Source organism: Streptomyces sp. C, from assembly GCF_000158895.1.
Lineage (GTDB): Bacteria > Actinomycetota > Actinomycetes > Streptomycetales > Streptomycetaceae > Streptomyces > Streptomyces racemochromogenes.
This window is the reverse complement of record NZ_GG657750.1, coordinates 2,584,745-2,604,355: the sequence shown is the minus strand read 5'-3', so window position 1 is coordinate 2,604,355 and position 19,611 is coordinate 2,584,745. Positions and strand designations below refer to the sequence as shown.

Annotated in this window: 19 protein-coding genes and 1 pseudogene; 17 read left to right on the top strand and 3 right to left on the bottom strand. The window is 74.1% G+C overall.

Annotation, left to right across the window (positions count from 1 at the left end; all coding sequences use genetic code 11):
* Positions 1–250: 250 nt before the first annotated feature.
* The gene (hemW, locus tag SSNG_RS11540; RefSeq protein ID WP_042800882.1) at positions 251–1,483 is read left to right on the top strand and encodes a radical SAM family heme chaperone HemW; all 1,233 of its coding nucleotides are present in this window, start codon (positions 251–253) and stop codon (positions 1,481–1,483) included.
* A gap of 100 nt (positions 1,484–1,583) precedes the next feature.
* Positions 1,584–2,162, top strand: a complete 579-nt coding sequence (locus SSNG_RS11535; RefSeq protein ID WP_042800881.1) for a Uma2 family endonuclease — start codon at positions 1,584–1,586, stop codon at positions 2,160–2,162.
* On the opposite strand, the gene SSNG_RS11530 is transcribed toward SSNG_RS11535, so the two are convergent.
* The gene (locus SSNG_RS11530) at positions 2,140–2,949 is read right to left on the bottom strand and encodes a DUF3097 domain-containing protein (protein ID WP_007264001.1); all 810 of its coding nucleotides are present in this window, start codon (positions 2,947–2,949) and stop codon (positions 2,140–2,142) included. The genes SSNG_RS11535 and SSNG_RS11530 overlap by 23 nt on opposite strands.
* Positions 2,950–2,977: 28 nt before the next feature.
* Positions 2,978–3,709: an MBL fold metallo-hydrolase gene (locus SSNG_RS11525; RefSeq protein WP_007264000.1), complete on the bottom strand. Its 732-nt coding sequence runs from the start codon at positions 3,707–3,709 to the stop codon at positions 2,978–2,980.
* Between the two features lie 159 nt (positions 3,710–3,868).
* Here SSNG_RS11525 and hrcA point away from each other — a divergent pair, with 159 nt between their 5' ends.
* From hrcA to SSNG_RS11460, 13 genes and pseudogenes are all read left to right on the top strand, one after another.
* A complete protein-coding gene (hrcA, locus tag SSNG_RS11520) occupies positions 3,869–4,885 on the top strand; it encodes a heat-inducible transcriptional repressor HrcA (protein WP_007263999.1) in 1,017 nt (338 codons plus the stop codon).
* Positions 4,886–6,025 (top strand): molecular chaperone DnaJ, encoded by a 1,140-nt coding sequence (gene dnaJ / locus SSNG_RS11515; RefSeq protein ID WP_007263998.1) that lies wholly within the window; start codon positions 4,886–4,888, stop codon positions 6,023–6,025.
* A 179-nt stretch (positions 6,026–6,204) separates the two neighbouring features.
* Positions 6,205–7,296: a nitronate monooxygenase gene (locus tag SSNG_RS11510; protein WP_042803332.1), complete on the top strand. Its 1,092-nt coding sequence runs from the start codon at positions 6,205–6,207 to the stop codon at positions 7,294–7,296.
* The gene (locus SSNG_RS11505) at positions 7,293–8,039 is read left to right on the top strand and encodes a 16S rRNA (uracil(1498)-N(3))-methyltransferase (RefSeq protein WP_042800880.1); all 747 of its coding nucleotides are present in this window, start codon (positions 7,293–7,295) and stop codon (positions 8,037–8,039) included. The genes SSNG_RS11510 and SSNG_RS11505 overlap by 4 nt, the downstream gene beginning before the upstream one ends.
* Before the next feature lie 357 nt (positions 8,040–8,396).
* The gene (locus SSNG_RS11500) at positions 8,397–8,756 is read left to right on the top strand and encodes a histidine triad nucleotide-binding protein (protein ID WP_007263995.1); all 360 of its coding nucleotides are present in this window, start codon (positions 8,397–8,399) and stop codon (positions 8,754–8,756) included.
* A 3-nt stretch (positions 8,757–8,759) separates the two neighbouring features.
* Entirely contained in the window at positions 8,760–9,674 is a 915-nt protein-coding gene (locus SSNG_RS11495) for a ribonuclease Z (protein ID WP_007263994.1), read from the top strand.
* A gap of 125 nt (positions 9,675–9,799) precedes the next feature.
* Entirely contained in the window at positions 9,800–10,885 is a 1,086-nt protein-coding gene (locus SSNG_RS11490) for a PfkB family carbohydrate kinase (protein WP_042800879.1), read from the top strand.
* A gap of 128 nt (positions 10,886–11,013) precedes the next feature.
* Positions 11,014–12,051: a PhoH family protein gene (locus SSNG_RS11485; protein WP_050779602.1), complete on the top strand. Its 1,038-nt coding sequence runs from the start codon at positions 11,014–11,016 to the stop codon at positions 12,049–12,051.
* A gap of 13 nt (positions 12,052–12,064) precedes the next feature.
* A complete protein-coding gene (gene ybeY / locus SSNG_RS11480) occupies positions 12,065–12,562 on the top strand; it encodes an rRNA maturation RNase YbeY (protein ID WP_007263991.1) in 498 nt (165 codons plus the stop codon).
* Positions 12,559–13,866, top strand: coding sequence for a hemolysin family protein (locus SSNG_RS11475; protein ID WP_007263990.1), 1,308 nt, complete (start codon positions 12,559–12,561; stop codon positions 13,864–13,866). Before ybeY ends, SSNG_RS11475 begins: the two co-directional genes overlap by 4 nt.
* Positions 13,863–14,216 (top strand): MmcQ/YjbR family DNA-binding protein, encoded by a 354-nt coding sequence (locus SSNG_RS11470; RefSeq protein ID WP_007263989.1) that lies wholly within the window; start codon positions 13,863–13,865, stop codon positions 14,214–14,216. The genes SSNG_RS11475 and SSNG_RS11470 overlap by 4 nt, the downstream gene beginning before the upstream one ends.
* Positions 14,217–14,420: 204 nt before the next feature.
* Positions 14,421–14,786, top strand: a complete 366-nt coding sequence (locus SSNG_RS11465) for a hypothetical protein (RefSeq protein WP_042800877.1) — start codon at positions 14,421–14,423, stop codon at positions 14,784–14,786.
* Positions 14,787–14,911: 125 nt separating this feature from the next.
* Positions 14,912–15,941 (top strand): annotated as a pseudogene (locus tag SSNG_RS11460) (aminoglycoside phosphotransferase family protein).
* On the opposite strand, the gene SSNG_RS11455 reads toward SSNG_RS11460, so the two are convergent.
* The gene (locus tag SSNG_RS11455; RefSeq protein WP_007263986.1) at positions 15,922–17,247 is read right to left on the bottom strand and encodes an MFS transporter; all 1,326 of its coding nucleotides are present in this window, start codon (positions 17,245–17,247) and stop codon (positions 15,922–15,924) included. The pseudogene SSNG_RS11460 and the gene SSNG_RS11455 overlap by 20 nt on opposite strands.
* Positions 17,248–17,318: 71 nt before the next feature.
* On the opposite strand from SSNG_RS11455, the gene SSNG_RS11450 reads away from it, so the two are divergent.
* Both SSNG_RS11450 and SSNG_RS11445 read left to right on the top strand, forming a co-directional pair.
* The gene (locus SSNG_RS11450; protein WP_007263985.1) at positions 17,319–18,347 is read left to right on the top strand and encodes a helix-turn-helix domain-containing protein; all 1,029 of its coding nucleotides are present in this window, start codon (positions 17,319–17,321) and stop codon (positions 18,345–18,347) included.
* Between the two features lie 435 nt (positions 18,348–18,782).
* The gene (locus SSNG_RS11445) at positions 18,783–19,493 is read left to right on the top strand and encodes a hypothetical protein (RefSeq protein WP_050779601.1); all 711 of its coding nucleotides are present in this window, start codon (positions 18,783–18,785) and stop codon (positions 19,491–19,493) included.
* The last annotated feature ends 118 nt before the right edge of the window (positions 19,494–19,611 follow it).

The following is a 19,611-nucleotide window of genomic DNA, read 5'->3' as shown; positions in this document are numbered from 1 at the left end:
GGGTCGCGGCGCGTGGCGCCGGGTCACGGGGTATGGCGCCGGGCCATGGGGCGTGCCGCCGGGTCGCGGCGCGTGGCGCCGGGTCACGGGGTATGGCGCCGGGCCATGGGGCGTGCCGCCGGGCCACGGCGCGCGGCGCCGGGCTACGGGGCATGGCGCCGGGCCACAGGGCGTGCCGCCGGGTCGCGGCGCGCGGCGCCGGGTCGCGGGGCGGGCCGGCGGGGCGCGGCGAGTGCGGGACAATGGCGTCATGCCTTCCGCACTCCCCGACGGTGACCCCATGCCCGAAGACGGCTCGCTGCCGTCGCACGCCCTGGAGGGCGCCGGGGAGCGGCCGCTCGGGTTCTACCTGCACGTCCCCTACTGCGCCACCCGCTGCGGGTACTGCGACTTCAACACCTACACCGCCACCGAGCTGCGCGGCACCGGCGGAGTGCTCGCCTCCCGCGAGAACTACGCCGACACCCTGATCGACGAGGTCCGCCTCGCCCGCAAGGTGCTCGGCGACGACCCGCGCGCCGTGCGGACCGTCTTCGTCGGCGGCGGCACGCCCACCCTGCTGCCCGCCGGGGACCTCGTACGCATGCTCGCGGCGATCCGCGACGAGTTCGGGCTCGCCGAGGACGCCGAGGTCACCACCGAGGCCAACCCGGAGTCCGTGAACCCCGAGTACCTCGCCGAGCTGCGCGCGGGCGGCTTCAACCGGATCTCCTTCGGCATGCAGAGCGCCAGGCAGCACGTCCTGAAGGTCCTCGACCGCACCCACACCCCCGGCCGCCCCGAGGCCTGCGTGGCCGAGGCGCGCGCGGCGGGCTTCGAGCACGTCAACCTGGACCTGATCTACGGCACCCCCGGCGAGTCCGACGACGACTGGCGGGCCTCCCTGGAGGCCGCGCTCGGCGCCGGCCCCGACCACGTCAGCGCGTACGCCCTGATCGTCGAGGAGGGCACCCAGCTGGCCCGCCGGATCCGCCGCGGCGAGGTCCCGATGACCGACGACGACGTCCACGCCGACCGGTACCTGATCGCCGACCAGGTCATGGCCGAGGCCGGGTACTCCTGGTACGAGGTGTCGAACTGGGCCACCACCGAGGCCGGCCGCTGCCTGCACAACGAGCTGTACTGGCGCGGCGCCGACTGGTGGGGCGCGGGCCCCGGCGCCCACTCGCACGTGGGCGGGGTCCGCTGGTGGAACGTGAAGCACCCCGGCGCCTACGCGGCCGCCCTCGCGGAGGGCCGCTCCCCGGGCGCGGGACGCGAGCTGCTGTCGGCGGAGGACCGGCGTGTGGAGCGGATCCTGCTGGAGCTCCGCCTGGTCGACGGCGTCCTGCTGTCCCTGCTGGCCCCGGCGGGCCTGGCGGCCTCCCGCCGCGCCCTGGCCGACGGCCTGCTGGATCCGGCCCCGTACGAGGCCGGCCGCGCCGTCCTGACCCTACGCGGGCGGCTGCTGGCGGACGCGGTGGTGCGGGACCTGGTGGACTGATCCCCCGCCCGGGTGAATCCCTCCGTAACCGGGCTCACGCTGCCTACGCTGTTCGTAGGCTGCCGCCGACAGTACGCGGCGGATGTGGAGGACCACGGAGATGACCGCTGTGGACGAGCACGGAATGGCCAAATTCTTCGAGGGGTTCGAGCCTCCCGAGGGCATTAAGGCTGAGCTCCTCCGGGGGGAAATCGTGATGATGGCCGGTCCCGATCTGGTGCACAACCTGATCGTGGAAGACGTGCAGGACCAGATTCCGCGCAAGCGGTGGGTACGGCTCCAGACCCAGGACGTCGACATCGTCGACGAGGCGAGCGAGCCCGTGCCCGACCTGGTGGTCCTGGATCGCCAGGCCAACCCGGGGTCGGGGCGGCTCCTGCCGTCGCAACTGATCACGTTGGTGGTGGAGGTCGTCTCCAAGACCAGCGTCGACAGGGACTACGTGACCAAGCGGTCGATCTACGCCGCAGGGAGGGTGCCCGCTTATCTGGTCATCGACCCGATCGCTGCGCAATGCGTCCTGCTGACCAGCCCGGTCGGCAAGGGGGACGATGCCGACTACCGATCGCAAAGGCTGTCCAAGTTCGGCGAGTCAGTGCCGCTGGAGCTGCTCGGTATCGAGCTGGACACGAGTGACTTCGGCACCTTCCAGGGCGTCAGGCCTCACCGCTACCCGTGACGAAGTCGATCAGTTCCTCCACCCGCCCCAGCAGCGTCGGCTCCAGGTCCCGGTAGGACGTCACACGGGACAGGATGTGCTGCCAGGCGGCCCCGGTGTTCTCCGGCCAGCCCAGCGCTCGGCAGACGCCCGTCTTCCAGTCCTGCCCCCGCGGCACCTCCGGCCAGGCCCGGATGCCCAGCGCCGACGGCTTCACCGCCTGCCAGACGTCCACGTACGGGTGGCCCACCACCAGCACGTCCGGGCCCGTCACCGAGGCCGCGATCCGGGACTCCTTCGAGCCCGGTACGAGGTGGTCGACCAGGACGCCCAGGCGGGCGTCCGGGCCGGGGGAGAAGTCGGCCACCACCGCCGCCAGGTCGTCCACGCCCTCCAGGTACTCCACCACCACGCCCTCGATGCGCAGGTCGTCGCCCCAGACCCGCTCGACCAGCTCGGCGTCGTGCCGCCCCTCCACGTAGATCCGCCCCGCCCGCGCCACCCGCGCCCGCGCCCCCGGGACGGCGATCGACCCCGAAGCCGTACGGGCCGGCGCGGCGGGCCCCCGTGAGGGGCGGGTCAGGGTCACCACCGCGCCGTCCAGCAGGAAGCCGCTCGGCTCCAGCGGGAACACCCGGCGCTTGCCGAAGCGGTCCTCCAGGGTCACCGTGCCCGCCTCGCAGGCCACCACCGCGCCGCAGAAGTCCGTACCCGCCACCTCGACCACCAGGTCCGGGTCCGCCGGCACCTCCGGCACGGGCTTGGAGCGCTTCCACTGCGGGGTCAGGTCGGGGGAGTACTCACGCATCCGGCCGACACTAGGAGAGCCGGCGCCCTCAGGCCCCCGACACGCCGAACCTGGCCGCCAGTGTGTCGCGTTGCGCACGCACGAACTCCGCGTCCACCAGCGCTCCGTGACCCGGCACGTACACCGCGTCGTCGCCTCCCAGCGACAGCAGCCGGTCCAGGGCGGCCGGCCACTGGCCCGGCACCGCGTCCGAGCCCGCCTGGGGCTCGCCCGACTCCTCGACCAGGTCCCCGCAGAACACCGCCTCCCGCTCGCCCGGCACGAAGACGGCCAGGTCGTGCTCGGAGTGCGCGGGCCCCACGTTCGCCAGCAGCACCTGCACCCCGCCCAGCTCCAGCGTCCACTCGCCCGACACCAGGTGCCGGGGCGCCTGGAGCAGGTCCGCCGCCTCCGCGGCCTCCTCCTCCGCCAGGCCCTGGAGGACCGCGCTCATCCGCACCTCCTCCCGGCCCGTCGGCGCCGACAGCAGCCGCTCCAGGCCGACCGCCCCGAAGAACTCGGCGCCCGCGAAGGCAGCCCCGCCCAGCACGTGGTCGAAATGTCCGTGGGTGAATGCGATATGGGTCACGCGCCGGCCCGTCAGCCGCTCCGCCTCGGCCCGCACCTGCGCGCCCTCGCGCACGGACGATCCCGGGTCGATCAGCAGCATCGACTCGTCCCCCACCACCAGTCCCACGGTGCAGTCCCACACCGGCAGCCGTCGCCGGCCGACCCGTCCGGTGACCCTTTCCCAGCCCGCCTCTTCCCAACGTACGTCCATGCGGTGACGCTACCCTGGCAGGCCGCCCTTGCCTGTGGCGTACTACCCGGCCGTACACTGACCGGGGGATCTCTGGCACTCACACGCGCAGAGTGCCAACGAGCCAGGACCGGCCCCGACGGCCAGACCGACGACCGACCGCATCCGGAGGTGTGCGCGATGCTCAGCGAACGCAGACTCGAGGTGCTGCGCGCCATCGTCCAGGACTACGTCGGGACGGAGGAGCCCGTCGGCTCCAAGGCCCTCACCGAGCGGCACAGGCTGGGCGTCTCGCCCGCCACCGTGCGCAACGACATGGCCGTGCTGGAGGAGGAGGGCTACATCGCCCAGCCCCACACCAGCGCCGGCCGGATCCCCACGGACAAGGGCTACCGCCTCTTCGTCGACAAGCTGGCCGGCGTCAAGCCGCTGTCGACGCCCGAGCGCCGGGCCATCCAGAACTTCCTCGACGGCGCCGTCGACCTCGACGACGTGGTCGGCCGCACGGTACGGCTGCTCGCGCAGCTCACCCGGCAGGTCGCCGTCGTCCAGTACCCGTCGCTGACCCGCTCCACCGTGCGGCACGTCGAGCTGCTGTCGCTGGCCCCCGCCCGGCTGATGCTCGTACTCATCACCGACACCGGCCGCGTCGAGCAGCGCCTCGTCGACACCCAGACCCCCTTCGGCGAGAACTCCCTCGCCGACCTGCGGGCGCGTCTGAACAGCAGGGTCGTCGGCCGCCGCTTCACGGACGTGCCGCAGCTGGTGCAGGACCTTCCGGAGTCGTTCGAGATCGACGACCGGGCGACCGTCAAGGCCGTCCTCGCGACCCTTCTCGAAACGCTGGCCGAGGAGGCGGAGGAGCGGCTGATGATCGGCGGCACCGCCAACCTCACCCGCTTCGGACATGACTTTCCCTTGACCATCAGGCCCGTGCTCGAAGCGCTGGAGGAGCACGTCGTGCTCCTGAAGCTGCTGGGTGAGGCCGGTGAGTCGGGAATGGCCGTACGGATCGGTCACGAGAACGCCTACGAGGGGCTCAACTCCACGTCGGTCGTGTCCGTCGGCTACGGTTCGGGCGGCGAAGCAGTCGCCAAACTCGGCGTGGTCGGACCGACCCGCATGGACTACCCCGGAACGATGGGAGCGGTACGCGCAGTGGCACGTTACGTCGGACAGATCCTGGCGGAGTCGTAAGTGGCCACGGACTACTACGCCGTCCTCGGCGTGCGCCGCGACGCATCGCAGGACGAGATCAAGAAGGCCTTCCGCCGCCTCGCGCGTGAACTCCACCCGGACGTGAACCCGGACCCGAAGACGCAGGAGCGCTTCAAGGAGATCAACGCGGCCTACGAGGTCCTCTCGGACCCGCAGAAGAAGCAGGTCTACGACCTCGGCGGCGACCCGCTGTCCTCCTCGGGCGGCGGTGGCGGCGCGGGCGGCTTCGGAGCGGGCGGCTTCGGCAACTTCTCCGACATCATGGACGCCTTCTTCGGCCAGGCCTCGCAGCGCGGCCCGCGCTCGCGGACCCGCCGCGGCCAGGACGCCATGATCCGCCTGGACCTGGAACTGGACGAGGCCGCCTTCGGCACGACCAAGGACATCCAGGTCGACACCGCCGTCGTCTGCGGCACCTGCTCCGGCGAGGGCGCCGCCCCCGGCACCTCGGCGCAGACCTGTGACATGTGCCGCGGCCGCGGAGAGGTCTCGCAGGTCACCCGGTCCTTCCTGGGCCAGGTCATGACCTCGCGCCCCTGCCCGCAGTGCCAGGGCTTCGGCACCGTGGTCCCGACCCCGTGCCCCGAGTGCGCGGGCGACGGCCGGGTCCGCTCCCGCCGCAGCCTCACCGTCAAGATCCCCGCCGGTGTCGAGAACGGCACCCGGATCCAGCTCGCGGGCGAGGGCGAGGTCGGCCCCGGCGGCGGCCCCGCCGGCGACCTCTACGTGGAGATCCACGAGCTGCCGCACCCGACCTTCCAGCGGCGCGGGGACGACCTGCACTGCACGGTCACCATCCCCATGACGGCCGCCGCCCTGGGCACCAAGTGCCCGCTGGAGACGCTGGACGGCATGGAGGAGATCGACATCCGGCCCGGCACCCAGTCCGGCCAGGCCATCCCGCTGCACGGGCGGGGCGTCACCCACCTGCGCGGCGGCGGCCGCGGCGACCTGATCGTCCACGTCGAGGTCACCACCCCCGGCAAGCTGGACGCCCAGCAGGAGGAACTGCTGCGCCAGCTCGCGAAGCTGCGCGGCGAGGAGCGGCCGATGGGCCAGTTCGCCCCCGGCCAGCAGGGCCTGTTCAGCCGCCTGAAGGACGCGTTCAACGGCCGCTGAGGCAGCCCCTCGGGCCGCCTGAGGTACGTCGTACGAGCCCGGTCCGGGGAGTCCCGGGCCGGGCTCCGTGCTTCCCGGCGGACCGTCCGGGGCGATTCCCGGACATGCCGGGGAAGCGGACTATGCCAGGCGAATGCGACGGTTCGGCCCGATGGCCGGGACGTGGCACGATGCAGTCCATGTCCTCCGCACCGAACGGTCTCCCCCAGTACCCGATCGTGCAGGGTCCCATGGCGGGCGGCGCCTCCTGCCCGCCGCTCGTCGCCGCCGTGTGCGAGGCCGGCGGCCTCGGCTACCTGGCCGGCGGCTACAAGACCGCCGACGGCATGTACCAGGAGATCAAGCAGACGCGCGGCCTCACCCGGCGGCCCTTCGGCGTGAACCTCTTCATGCCGCAGACCGGGTACGTCGACCCGGCCGCCGTCGAGACCTACCGCGGGCAGCTGGCCGGGGAGGCCGGCTGGTACGAGGTCTCGCTCGCCCCCGAGGACACCGTCGGCAACTGCGACGACGGGTACGAGGCGAAGCTGGCCATCCTGCTGGAGGACCCCGTCCCGGAGGTCTCCTTCACCTTCGGCACGCCCGCGCCCGACGTGCTCGCCCGCCTGCGCGGGGCCGGCACCCGTACCGTCGTCACCGTCACCTCGGTCGAGGAGGCCCGCTCCGCACAGGCGGCGGGCGCCGACGCCGTCTGCGTCCAGGGCATCGAGGCCGGCGGCCACCAGGGCACCCAGCGCGACGACCCGGAGACCGACGGCACGGCCGGCGTCGGACTGCTGGCACTGGTAGCGCAGGTACGGGAGGCCGTGGCCCTGCCCATCACCGCGGCGGGCGGCCTGATGCGCGGCGCGCAGATCGCGGCGGTGCTGGCGGCGGGAGCGGACGCGGCGCAGCTCGGCACGGCCTTCCTGGCCTGCCCGGAGTCGGGCGCGCACCCGCTGCACAAGAAGGCCCTGACCGACCCGATGTTCCCGCACACGGAACTGACCCGGGCCTTCACGGGCCGGCCCGCGCGGGGCCTGGTCAACCGCTTCGTGCGGGAGCACGGGCCGTACGCGCCGGCCGCCTACCCCCAGGTCCACCACATGACCGCGGGGCTGCGCAAGGCGGCCGCGGCGGCCGGTGACCCGCAGGGCATGTCCCTGTGGGCGGGCCAGGGGCACCGGTTGGCGCGGGTGCTGCCGGCCGGGGAGCTGGTGGAGGTGCTGGCGGCCGAACTGGCCGGAGCGCAGGACGCGTTGAACGCATTGCAGATGAGGAGAACGTCATGACGGCCCCCGTGTTCGTGGTCGAAGAGGTTCCGGCGGGGCCGGAGTTCGTGCTGGACGGCCCCGAGGGGCGGCACGCGGTGTCCGTGAAGCGGCTGGGCCCGGGCGAGGACGTGGTCCTCACGGACGGGCGCGGCCGGTGGGCCGAGGGCGTGGTCAAGGCGGCCGAGGGCAAGGACCGGCTGGTGGTCATGGACCTGGAGAGCGTGCTGGAGGAGCCGGAGCCCGACGTCCGGATCACCGTGGTGCAGGCGCTGCCGAAGGGTGACCGGGGTGAGGTGGCGGTCGAGACGATGACGGAGACCGGCGTCGACGCGATCGTGCCGTGGCAGGCCTCGCGGTGCATCACGCAGTGGCGCGGCGACCGGGGGGCGAAGTCGCTGTCCAAGTGGCGTTCCACGGCGCGGGAGTCGGGCAAGCAGTCGCGCCGGGTCCGGTTCCCGGAGGTGGCCGGGGTGATGTCCACGAAGCAGGTGGCCGCGCTGCTGGCGCAGGCCGACCTGGCGGTGGTGCTGCACGAGGACCGCGACACCCCGTCGGAGGCGCTGGCGACGGCGCCGCTGCCGGAGAAGGGGTCGGTGGTGCTGGTGGTCGGCCCCGAGGGCGGGGTCTCGCCGGAGGAACTGGCCGTCTTCGCCGAGGCCGGCGCCCGGCCGTACCGGCTGGGGCGGTCGGTGCTGCGCACGTCGACGGCCGGCACGGCGGCCGCGGCCGTCCTGCTGGCCCGCACGGGGCGCTGGTCGTAGCCCCTGCCCTGGCCGGGCCTTTGCCTTGGCCGGGCCTTTGCCCTGGCCGGGCGGTTGCCGGAGCAGGGTGCTGCCCCGCCGGGCCGGCCTGGGCGCGAGGGTGCCGCTGCGCGGGGCGGTCCCCTGCCCGCCCTTCCTCCGTTCCCCGGGCGCTGCCCGGACCCGCGCCTCAAACGCCGGCGGGGCTATCGGCAGCCCCGCCGGCGTTCGGGTGCGGGGGGCCGGGGGCGGAGTCCCCGGGGAACGGGGGAAGGGCGGGTAGGGGAACCGGGACCGCGCAGCGGAATAGCCCGCACCGCCCGGCCAGGGCACGGGTAGCATGCCCCCCGAGCGATCAACGTCACGGGAGGCGCAGCAATGGCCGGGGAACCGCAGGCGGACTGCCTGTTCTGCAAGATCGTCGCGGGATCCGTCCCGGCGACGCTCGTCCGCGAGACGGAGACCACCGTCGCCTTCCGGGACATCAACCCGCAGGCGCCGACCCACGTGCTCGTCATCCCCAAGGTGCACTACGAGGACGGGGCCGCCCTCGCCGCCGCCGAGCCGGCCATCGCCGCCGACGTGCTCCGCGAGGCCGGGCAGGTCGCCGCCGACGAGAAGGTCGACGGCCACGGCTACCGCATCGTGTTCAACACCGGTGCCGGCGCCGGCCAGACCGTCTTCCACGCCCACGCGCACGTCCTCGGCGGCCGCGGCCTCCAGTGGCCGCCCGGATAAGCCGTGTCCGTACGCGAGTTCGTGGTCCTCGGCACCGCCAGCCAGGTCCCCACCCGGCACCGCAACCACAACGGCTACCTGCTGCGCTGGGACGGCGAGGGCATCCTCTTCGACCCGGGCGAGGGCACGCAGCGGCAGATGCTGCGCGCCGGGGTCGCGGCGCACGACATCAACCGGATCTGCGTCACGCACTTCCACGGCGACCACAGCCTCGGCCTGGCCGGGGTGATCCAGCGGATCAACCTCGACCAGGTCCCGCACCCCGTGACGGCGCACTACCCGGCCTCGGGGCAGAAGTTCTTCGACCGGCTGCGGTACGCCACCGCCTACCGGGAGACCGTGGCGCTGCGGGAGGAGCCGGTCGCCGCTGACGGGGTGCTCGCGAGCGGGCCCTCGTACGTCCTGGAGGCGCGGCGGCTCTCGCACCCGGTGGAGTCCTTCGGCTACCGGGTGACCGAGCCGGACGGGCGCCGGATGGTCCCCGCGCTGCTCGCGCGGTACGGGATCAAGGGGCCGGACGTGGGCCGGATCCAGCGCGAGGGGCGGCTGGAGCGGCCGGAGGGCGAGGTCACGCTGGAGGCCGTCAGCGAGCACCGGGCGGGGCAGCGGTTCGCCTTCGTCATGGACACGCGGCTCTGCGAGGGCGTGGACGCGCTGGCGGAGGGCTGCGACATGCTGGTCATCGAGTCCACCTTCCTCGACGCCGACGTCCGGTTGGCCGAGGACCACGGCCACCTCACCGCCGGACAGGCGGCCCGGGTGGCGCGGCACGCCGGGGTGCGGCACCTGGTGCTGACGCACTTCTCGCAGCGGTACGCGGACCCGTCGGAGTTCGAACGCCAGGCCCGCGCGGCGGGGTTCGAGGGCGAGCTGACGGTCGCGGCGGACCTGGGGCGGGTGGCGCTGCCGAAGCGCTAGTCCGCCGGGTGGCGTTCCGTGTCGGGTGACGTGCGTCACACTGGGGTTTGGTCCGGGCGGGCCCGGGCAGGGCTGGCAGCTTTCCGGCCCGTACGCAGAAACGACACATCAACGGGGAGTACGCCGTGACCAGTCGGGACAGCCGCATCACCCTCGACCCGCTCCGCCCGGTGCGCGACCCCCACGAGCCCGGCTGCGACGTCTTCCTGACCGGCACGGTCTTCCTCGACATCATCTTCACCGGCCTCGACTCCGCCCCCGTGCGCGGTACGGAGTCCTGGGCGCGCGGCATGGGCTCCAGCCCCGGCGGCGTCGCCAACATGGCCACCGCCCTCGCCCGCCTGGGCCTGCGCACCTCGCTGGCCGCCGCCTTCGGCGACGACCACTACGGCGAGTACTGCTGGGACGCCCTGGAGCAGGGCGAGGGCATCGACCTGTCCATGTCGCACACCATCCCCGGCTGGCACAGCCCCGTCACGGTCTCCATGGCGTACGAGGGCGAGCGCACGATGGTCTCCCACGGCCACGAGGCACCGCCCCCGGCGGGCCCCGGCCCCTTCCCGTGGTGCCCCCCGAAGGCCCGGGCGGCGGTGGCCTCGCTCGGCGCCGGGCAGGGCGAGGACTGGATCTCCGAGGCGGCCCGCCGGGGCTCGCGGATCTTCGCGGACGTCGGCTGGGACGAGACCGGGCGGTGGGACCTGGGCGCCCTGGCCGACCTCCAGCACTGCGAGGCGTTCCTGCCCAACGCCGGAGAGGCGATGCGCTACACGCGGACCGAGTGTCCGCGCGCCGCGGCCCGGGCCCTCGCGGAGAAGGTCCCGGTCGCGGTGGTGACCATGGGCTCGGAGGGCTCGTACGCGGTCGACGGCCGCACCGGGGAGACCGCGGAGGTCCCCGCGATCACGGTGGAGGCCCTGGACCCCACCGGGGCCGGGGACGTGTTCGTGGCCGGGTTCGTCACCGGCAGCCTCGCGGGGTGGCCGCTCGCCGACCGGCTGGCCTTCGCCGGGCTGACCGCCGCCCTGTCGGTGCAGGAGTTCGGCGGCTCCCTCTCCGCCCCGGGCTGGCCCGAGGTGGCCCACTGGTGGCGCACGGCCCCCGACGCCCTGCGGGACCGCTACGCCTTCCTGGACGCCCTCGTCCCGCCGGGCGCCACCCCCTCCCCGCGCCGCCGCGCGGTCCCCACCATCGGCTTCCGGCACCCCGTCTAGGCCCCCGGCCGGTCCGCCCGGAAAACCCCTCGGGCGCGCCCCGGGGTGGACGTACTCTTGGTACTCCGGAGGCCGGCGATCGGATCGGCCCCTCAGTGGGAGGTATGCGCAGGCCACAGTGCCGGCCCATGACTCAGACACCGACAGCCCACACCCCGGCGCAGGGCCAGGCGCGAGCCCATTTCACGGTCCCGGCGACGCACCCGATGGTGACCGTGCTCGGCTCGGGCGACGCCCTGCTGCGCGTGATCGAAAAGGCTTTCCCGAAGGCCGACATCCATGTTCGGGGCAATCAGGTCAGTGCGGTCGGAGCGGCGGCGGAAGTCGCCCTGATCCAGCGCCTGTTCGACGAGATGATGCTGGTGCTCCGCACCGGGCAGCCGATGACGGAGGACGCAGTGGAACGCTCGATCGCCATGCTCAAGGCGAACGGGAGCGGTGGCGGTGACACGGAGACCCCGGCCGAGGTGCTCACCCAGAACATCCTCTCCAGCCGCGGCCGCACCATCCGCCCCAAGACCCTCAACCAGAAGCGGTACGTCGACGCGATCGACAAGAACACGATCGTCTTCGGCATCGGCCCCGCCGGTACCGGCAAGACGTACCTCGCCATGGCGAAGGCGGTCCAGGCGCTGCAGTCCAAGCAGGTCAGCCGGATCATCCTGACCCGCCCCGCCGTCGAGGCGGGCGAGCGGCTCGGCTTCCTGCCGGGCACGCTCTTCGACAAGATCGACCCGTACCTGCGGCCGCTCTACGACGCCCTCCACGACATGCTGGACCCCGACTCGATCCCGCGCCTGATGGCGGCGGGCACGATCGAGGTGGCGCCGCTGGCGTACATGCGCGGTCGCACCCTGAACGACGCCTTCGTCGTCCTGGACGAGGCGCAGAACACCACCGTCGAGCAGATGAAGATGTTCCTGACGAGGCTCGGCTTCGATTCGAAGATCGTCATCACCGGTGACATCACCCAGGTCGACCTCCCGGGCGGCGCCAAGAGCGGTCTGCGTCAGGTCCAGGAGATCCTCGACGGGGTGCCGGACATCCACTTCTCGCGGCTCACGTCCGAGGATGTCGTCCGGCACAAGCTGGTCGGCCGTATCGTCGACGCGTACGCCAAGTACGACGATGCCCACCCGGCCCCGAACGGCCACCAGCGGAAGTAGAACCCAGCGCACCATGTCGATCGACGTCAACAACGAGTCCGGAACCGAGGTCGACGAGCAGGCGATCCTCGACATCGCCCGCTACGCGCTCACCCGGATGAGGATCCACCCGCTGTCCGAGCTCTCCGTCATCGTCATCGACGAGGACGCCATGGAGCAGCTCCACATCCAGTGGATGGACCTTCCCGGACCGACCGACGTCATGTCCTTCCCGATGGACGAGCTCCGTCCGCCGGCGAAGGACGACGAGGAGCCCCCGCAGGGGCTCCTCGGCGACATCGTGCTCTGCCCCGAGGTGGCCAAGAAGCAGGGCGACGAGGCGCCGACGCGGCACTCCATGGACGAGGAGCTCCAGCTCCTGACCGTCCACGGGGTGCTGCACCTGCTCGGCTACGACCACGAGGAGCCGGACGAGAAGGCCGAGATGTTCGGCCTCCAGGCGGCCATCGTCGACGGCTGGCGCGCCGAGCGCGGCATCACGGGCCCCTCCCCGGCCCCCACCGTCTCGTGACCGGCGCCGCCCAGCTGATCACCGGGGCGGTCCTGCTGACCGTGGTGGCCTGGTTCGCGGCGTGCGCCGAGTCCGGGATCGCCCGTGTCTCCAGCTTCCGTGCCGAGCAGGCCGTACGGGAGGGCCGGCGCGGCAGCGCGAAGCTCGCCCAGGTCGCCGCCGACCCCACCCGCTACGTCAACGTGGCCCTGCTGGTGCGGGTGACCTGCGAGATGGCGGCGGGCGTGCTCGTCACGTACGTCTGCCTCGACGCGTTCGGCGAGAACTGGACGGCGCTGCTCACCGCCATCGGCGTGATGGTGCTGGTGTCGTTCGTGGCGGTGGGCGTGTCCCCCCGCACGATCGGCCGCCAGCACCCGCTGAACACCGCGACGGCGGCCGCGTACGTCCTCGTACCGCTGGCGCGGGTGATGGGGCCGATTCCGCAGCTGCTGATCCTGATCGGCAACGCGCTCACGCCCGGGAAGGGTTTCCGCAAGGGGCCCTTCGCCTCCGAGGCCGAGCTGCGCGCGATGGTGGACCTCGCGGAGAAGGAATCGCTGATCGAGGACGACGAGCGCCGGATGGTGCACCAGGTCTTCGAGCTGGGGGACACCCTCGTGCGCGAGGTGATGGTGCCGCGCACCGACCTGGTCTGCATCGAGCGCTACAAGACGATCCGGCAGGCGACGACGCTCGCGCTGCGGTCCGGCTTCTCGCGGATCCCGGTCACCGGGGAGAACGAGGACGACATCGTCGGGATGGTCTACCTGAAGGACCTCGTCCGCCGCACGCACATCAACCGGGAGGCGGAGTCCGACCTGGTCTCCACGGTGATGCGGCCGGCGGTCTTCGTGCCCGACACCAAGAACGCCGGTGACCTGCTGCGCGAGATGCAGTCCGTGCGCAACCACGTGGCCGTCGTCATCGACGAGTACGGCGGCACGGCCGGCATCGTCACCATCGAGGACATCCTGGAGGAGATCGTCGGCGAGATCACCGACGAGTACGACCGGGAGATCCCGCCCGTGGAGGAGCTCGGCGAGGACCGCTACCGGGTCACGGCGCGGCTCGACATCACCGACCTCGGCGAGCTGTTCGGGGTGGAGGCCTTCGACGACGAGGACGTGGAGACGGTCGGCGGGCTGCTGGCCAAGGCGCTGGGCCGGGTCCCGATCGCGGGCGCCTCGGCGGTGGTGGACCTGCCGGACGGGCGTCCGCTGCGGTTGACGGCCGAGTCCCCGGGGGGCCGCCGGAACAAGATCGTGACGGTGCTGGTGGAGCCGGTCGCCGCCGCGGCGGCCGAAGGGGAGGACGGGGAATGACCCCCGCGGAGCTGCGCGCGTTCTGCCTGGGCTTCAACGCGGCGGTGGAGGAGTTCCCCTTCACCCCGGAGACCTCGGTGTTCAAGGTGCTGGGCAAGGTGTTCGCCCTCACCGCGCTGGACGCGGAGCCGCTGAGGGTGAACCTCAAGTGCGAGCCGGAGGCGGCCGTACGACTGCGGGCCGAGCACGGGGCGATCGTGCCCGGCTGGCACATGAACAAGCGGCACTGGAACACCGTGACGGTGGGCGGGCTTCCGGACGCGCTGGTGCGGGAGCTGGTGGAGGACTCGTACGACCTGGTCGTGGCGGGGCTGCCGAGGGCGGAGCGGCTGAAGCTCGACCGGCCCTGATACCGGGTGCGGCGCCGTGGCGCGTGCCGGGCGGATGAGGGTCGAAGGTCATGTGGGGACGGGACCTTTGGATCCCAGGAGCGCCTTACCTTTCGCTTAGGTTTGTCCTGCTCCACGGGGGAACGGCGGGGGGCGGGGAGCGCAAGAGAGCGCCCCGGCGGGGTCGTTGCACGGCCGCACCGGGGCGCTCCTATGCTTTCGCCTATGAGCGAGAGCACCGTGGGCAACGGGATCGACCCCGAGGACAGCAAGATCATCACGCTGGCGCGCAGCGCGCGGGCCCGCAACGGAGTCCCGGAAGGGGCGGCCGTACGGGACGAGACCGGCCGCACGTACGTCGCCGGCACCGTGGAGCTCGACTCCCTCAAGCTGAGCGCCCTCCAGACGGCCGTCGCCATGGCCGTCGCCAGCGGCGCGAACTCCCTGGAGGCCGCCGCCGTCGTCAGCGCCGCCGACGCCCCCGCCGACGCCGACCGCGCCGCCGTCCGCGACCTGGGCGGCCCCGACACCCCGGTCCTCCTCGCCGCCCCCGACGGCACCCTGAAGTCCACCACCCCCGCCGGAGCCTGAGTCCGGTCTCCGGCGGCTCGCGGAGCGGCGGTTCCGGAGGGCGGCGGCCCGGCGCGCGGCCCCGTACGCCGGGGCGGGGTGGAATCCGATGGCGGTGCGCGTCGTCGCGGTGGTGTGATGGGCCGATGCAGCCCGGCGTGCGCGAGACCGTGGACCGTGGGGACTTCCCCGGGGCCGTGACCCCCTGGGACCGGCCCGACTGGCGGGCGGAGGCGCTCGGCTGGGCAGCCGACGCCCTGGCCGCGCGCGGGCTGGCCGAGAACGGCCCCAGGGAGGTCCGGCTGCGGCCGTGGTCGGTGCTGGTGCGGTTCTCCGCCGGCGACGGCGGCCCCGTCTGGTTCAAGGCCAACCCGCCCGCGAGCGCCTTCGAGGCCGGGCTGACCCGGGCCCTGGCCGACTGGGCCCCCGGCAGCGTGCTGCGGCCCCTGGCCGTCGACGGCGCCCGGGGCCGGGCCCTGCTGCCCGACGGCGGCCCGCTCTTCCGGCAGGCCCTGGACGAGGACCGCGAAGGCGGCGGCCCGCGCGCCTGGGAGGCGGTGCTCGGCCGGTACGCCGAACTCCAGCGCTCCCTCCTCCCGCGCACCCCCGAGATCGAGGCGCTCGGCGTCCCCGGCGCCCGTACCGCCGCACTGCCCGGGATCCTCGACCGGATGGTCGAGGAGAACACCGCCCTGGACGACACCGACCGCCGGGCCCTGCACGCGCTGCGGCCCCGCTTCGCCGACTGGTGCGCGGAACTCGCGGGGGCAGGCATCGACGACACCCTCGACCACTCCGACCTCCACGAGGCGCAGCTCTTCGCCCCGGAGCCCGGCCGGTACACCTTCTTCGACTGGGGCGACGCCTCCGTCACCCACCCCTTCTGCAGCCTGCTGGTCCCGGCCCGGGCCGCCGCCCGGCGGTAACGGGCCCGACGTGCTGCCCCGGCTGCGCGACGCCTACCTGGAGCCGTGGACCGGCGGCGGGCGCACCCCCGGGGAGCTGCGCCGAGCCGCCCGGCTGGCCTGGCGGCTCGCGGCGATCGGCCGGGTCTCCGCCTGGGGCCGCTTCTTCCCCGCGTGCACCCGCGACGCGGACGGCGGCGCCGCCGGGGACACCGGCGACGCCGACCGCGCCCGCTGGCTGCGCGAACTGCTCACGCGGCCGCCGCTGTAGCCGGCTCCGGCACCCGGCGGCGGATCACCATCGCCATCAGCGCCGCCACCGCGCACAGGCCGCCCGCCGCGTACCAGACCAGGTCGTACGAGCCGAGGGCGTCGCGGGCGACCCCGCCGAGGAAGGCCACCAGGGCCGCGCCCACCTGGTGCGAGGCCAGGACCCAGCCGAAGACGACCGCGCTGTCCTGCCCGTAGTGCTCGCGGCACAGGGCGATGGTCGGCGGGACGGTGGCGACCCAGTCCAGGCCGTAGAAGACGATGAAGAACACCATCGGCGGGTGCACGCTCGGCGCCAGCAGCACCGGCAGGAACATCAGCGACACCCCGCGCAGGGCGTAGTACACGGCCAGCAGCCGGCGCGCCTCGAAGCGGTCGGTGAACCAGCCGGAGGCGATGGTGCCGAGCACGTCGAACACGCCGATCACCGCGAGCAGTCCGGCGGCGGCCGTCACCGGCATGCCGTGGTCGTGCGCCGCCGGGGTGAAGTGGGTGCGCACCAGCCCGTTGGTCGAGGCCCCGCAGATCGCGAAAGTGCCCGCCAGCAGCCAGAACGGGCCGGTGCGGGCCGCCCGGAAGAGCACGCCCACGGCCCGGCGGGCCGCCCCCGGCACGGGCGCGGGCTTGGGCTCGTACGCACCTCCGTACGGGGCGAGGCCGACGTCGGCCGGGTGGTCGCGCAGCAGCAGCCAGACGAAGGGGACGACGGCGAGGGCCGCCAGCGCCACCGTGACCGAGGCCGGGCGCCAGCCGTGGTTCTCCACCAGCCAGGACAGCAGCGGCAGGAAGATCAGCTGGCCGGAGGCGCCGGCCGCGGTCAGGATGCCGGTGACCAGGCCGCGCCGGGCGGTGAACCAGCGGTTGGTCACCGTCGCCGCGAAGGCCAGCGCCATCGAGCCGCTGCCGAGGCCCACGAGCACGCCCCAGAACAGCACCAGCTGCCAGGCGGCCGTCATCCACACCGTGGCCAGCGAGCCTCCCGCGATCACGGTCAGGGCCACGGCGACGACCTTGCGGATGCCGAAGCGGTCCATCAGCGCGGCGGCGAAGGGCGCGGTGAGCCCGTAGAGCGCCAGGTTGACGGAGACCGCGAAGCCGATCGTGCCGCGCGACCAGTCGAACTCCGCGTGCAGCGGCTCGATGAGCAGTCCGGGGAGGGAGGCGAAGGCGGCCGCGCCGATGATCGTCACGAAGGCCACGGCGGCGGCGAACCAGGCCCGGTGGACGCGGCCGGGCTCGCGCGGGGCGCGGGTGCCGGTGGTGCCGGTGGCGGGGGAGGCGGGGGAGGTGGGGGCTGTCTGGGTCACGCCGACAGCTTCCGGCCCGCGGCCCTCCGTACGACAGTGGCCTGACTGTCATGCTTCGATACGATCGGGCCATGGCCACCGTCGAGAAGCCGCACCGTGTCGTCGTCCTCGCCCTCGCCGGGCTGCTGCCCTTCGAGCTCGGCATCCCCCACCGGATCTTCGGCCGGGCCAAGGACCCCGAGGAGCGGCACCTGTACGAGATCCTCACCTGCGGACTCGCCCCGGGGCCGGTCCCGACCGACGCCGACTTCGCGGTGTACGTCGAGCACGGCCCCGAGCTGCTCGCGACGGCCGACACCGTCGTGGTCCCCGCCTCGCACGAGCTGGGCCCGGTGCACTCCGAGGGCCGGCTGACCGACGGGCTGGCGGCGGCCCTCGCCCACGTCCGGCCCGGCACGCGCATGGTGTCCATCTGCACGGGCGGATACGTCCTGGCCGCCGCCGGGTACCTGGACGGCCGCCGGGCCACCACCCACTGGGCCTACGCCGAGCACTTCCAGCGGATGTTCCCGGCCGTACGGGTCGACGCCGACGTGCTCTACACCGACGACGGGGACGTGCTGACCTCCGCCGGGGTCGCCGCCGGCATCGACCTGTGCCTGCACATCGTGCGCCGCGACCACGGCGCGGCCGTCGCCAACGACACCGCCCGCAGGACCGTCGTCCCGCCCCACCGCGAGGGCGGGCAGGCCCAGTTCGTCCAGCGGCCCGTGCCCGGGCCGCAGCACGCCAGCACCACGGCCGCGCGGGCCTGGGTGCTGGACCGGCTGCACGAGCCCCTGCGGCTGGGCGACCTCGCCCGGCAGGAGTCCATGTCGGTACGGACCTTCACGCGCCGGTTCCGCGAGGAGTGCGGGGTGAGCCCGGGGGAGTGGATCACCGCGCAGCGGGTGGAGCGGGCCCGGCAGCTGCTGGAGCGGACCGAGCTGCCGGTCGAGGCGGTGGCCCGGCGGGCGGGCTTCGGGACGGCGCAGTCGCTCCGCAAGCACGTGCAGGCGGCGCTGGGGGTCAGCCCGACGGCCTACCGGCGCACCTTCCGGGCGGCCGAGACCGCGCCATCTCCTGATGGGCCATCAGACGGCGCGGGGTCCGTGCATTGACTTCTCCCGCCGCCCGCCCGTGAATGGCCCCCTGTCGGGGAGGGGGCGGGCAGGTGCGGACACGCGCGCGCAGCAGGAGGTGGTCGGCGGCCGTCGGTACGGCGCTGCTCGCGGCGGCCGCGCTGGGCACCCCGGCGGCGGCCGAGGAGGAGGCGCGGCCGGCACCCTGCTCGCCGTCCGCCGCCGCGGAGCCGAGCGGCGGTGACCTGGACGCGGTGACGCCCGGGGCGTCTGGCGGGACTGCTGCCGCGCCGGAGGGCGGGGAGGGGGTGTCCGGCCGTGGCGTGGAGCCGAGCGGTGGTGACCTGGGCGATGGTGACGCCCCATGCGCCCGGCGGGACCGCCTTGGCGTCGGAGGGCGGGGGCGGGGCGTCCGCCGCTGTGGGGCCGAGCGGTGCGCCGGCCGCGGCGTCGGAGGCCGGGGGTCGGGCGTGCGTGCTGCCCGTCGGCCCGCCGGCGCTCATGAACCTGCGCCGCGTCACCCTCGGCGCGGCCGGCGGCGAGCCCGGCGCCAGGGTCCGCGTCACCGGCGTCGGCTTCACCCCCGGCGCGGCCGTGACCGTGGAGGGCCGCGCGGCCACCGCCCCGACGGCCGACCGGGTGCGGGCCGCCGCGGACGCGCGCGGGGCGGTCGCGGTGAAGCTGGCCGTCACGGACCGGGCCACGACGGGAGTGCTGGCGTACGAGGGCCCGGCCTGGTCGCCGCAACGGGGCTCGGCCCCGGCTCCGTACGCGGTCTCCGCCCCCGATCCGGGCACGCTGACGCTGACCCAGGCCGGGGCGGCGGTGACCCTGGGGGCGGTCGCGTACGGGGGCGGCGGCGCGGCCCCCGGGCGGATCGGCACGGTCACCGTCAAGGACACCCGGATCGGCGGCGGGCGGTGGCAGCTGACGGCGACGCTCACCGGCTTCACCGGTCGGGACGCGGCCGGCGCCCCCGGGGCGGTGCTGTCCTGGACCCCGTCCTGCCGGGGAGGCTGCGTGCCGGGCCCCGCGGGGCGGGCAGGGCCGGAGGGGGCCGCCGTCCTGGCCACGGGCGGGGCCGGCACCGCCACCGTCGACGCCGCCCTCACGCTCACCCTCCCGGCGTACACCCCACCGGGCACGTACCGTGCCGTCCTGACCCTGACGCTGCATTCCTTTTGACGCGCCCCGGGGCGGGGCCGGTGCCCGTGGCCGAGGCCGGTGGGTCGGGTGCGGGAGGGTGCGCCGCTGCGCGGAGCAGGGTCCCCTACCCGCCCTTCCACCGTTCCCCGGGCTCCGC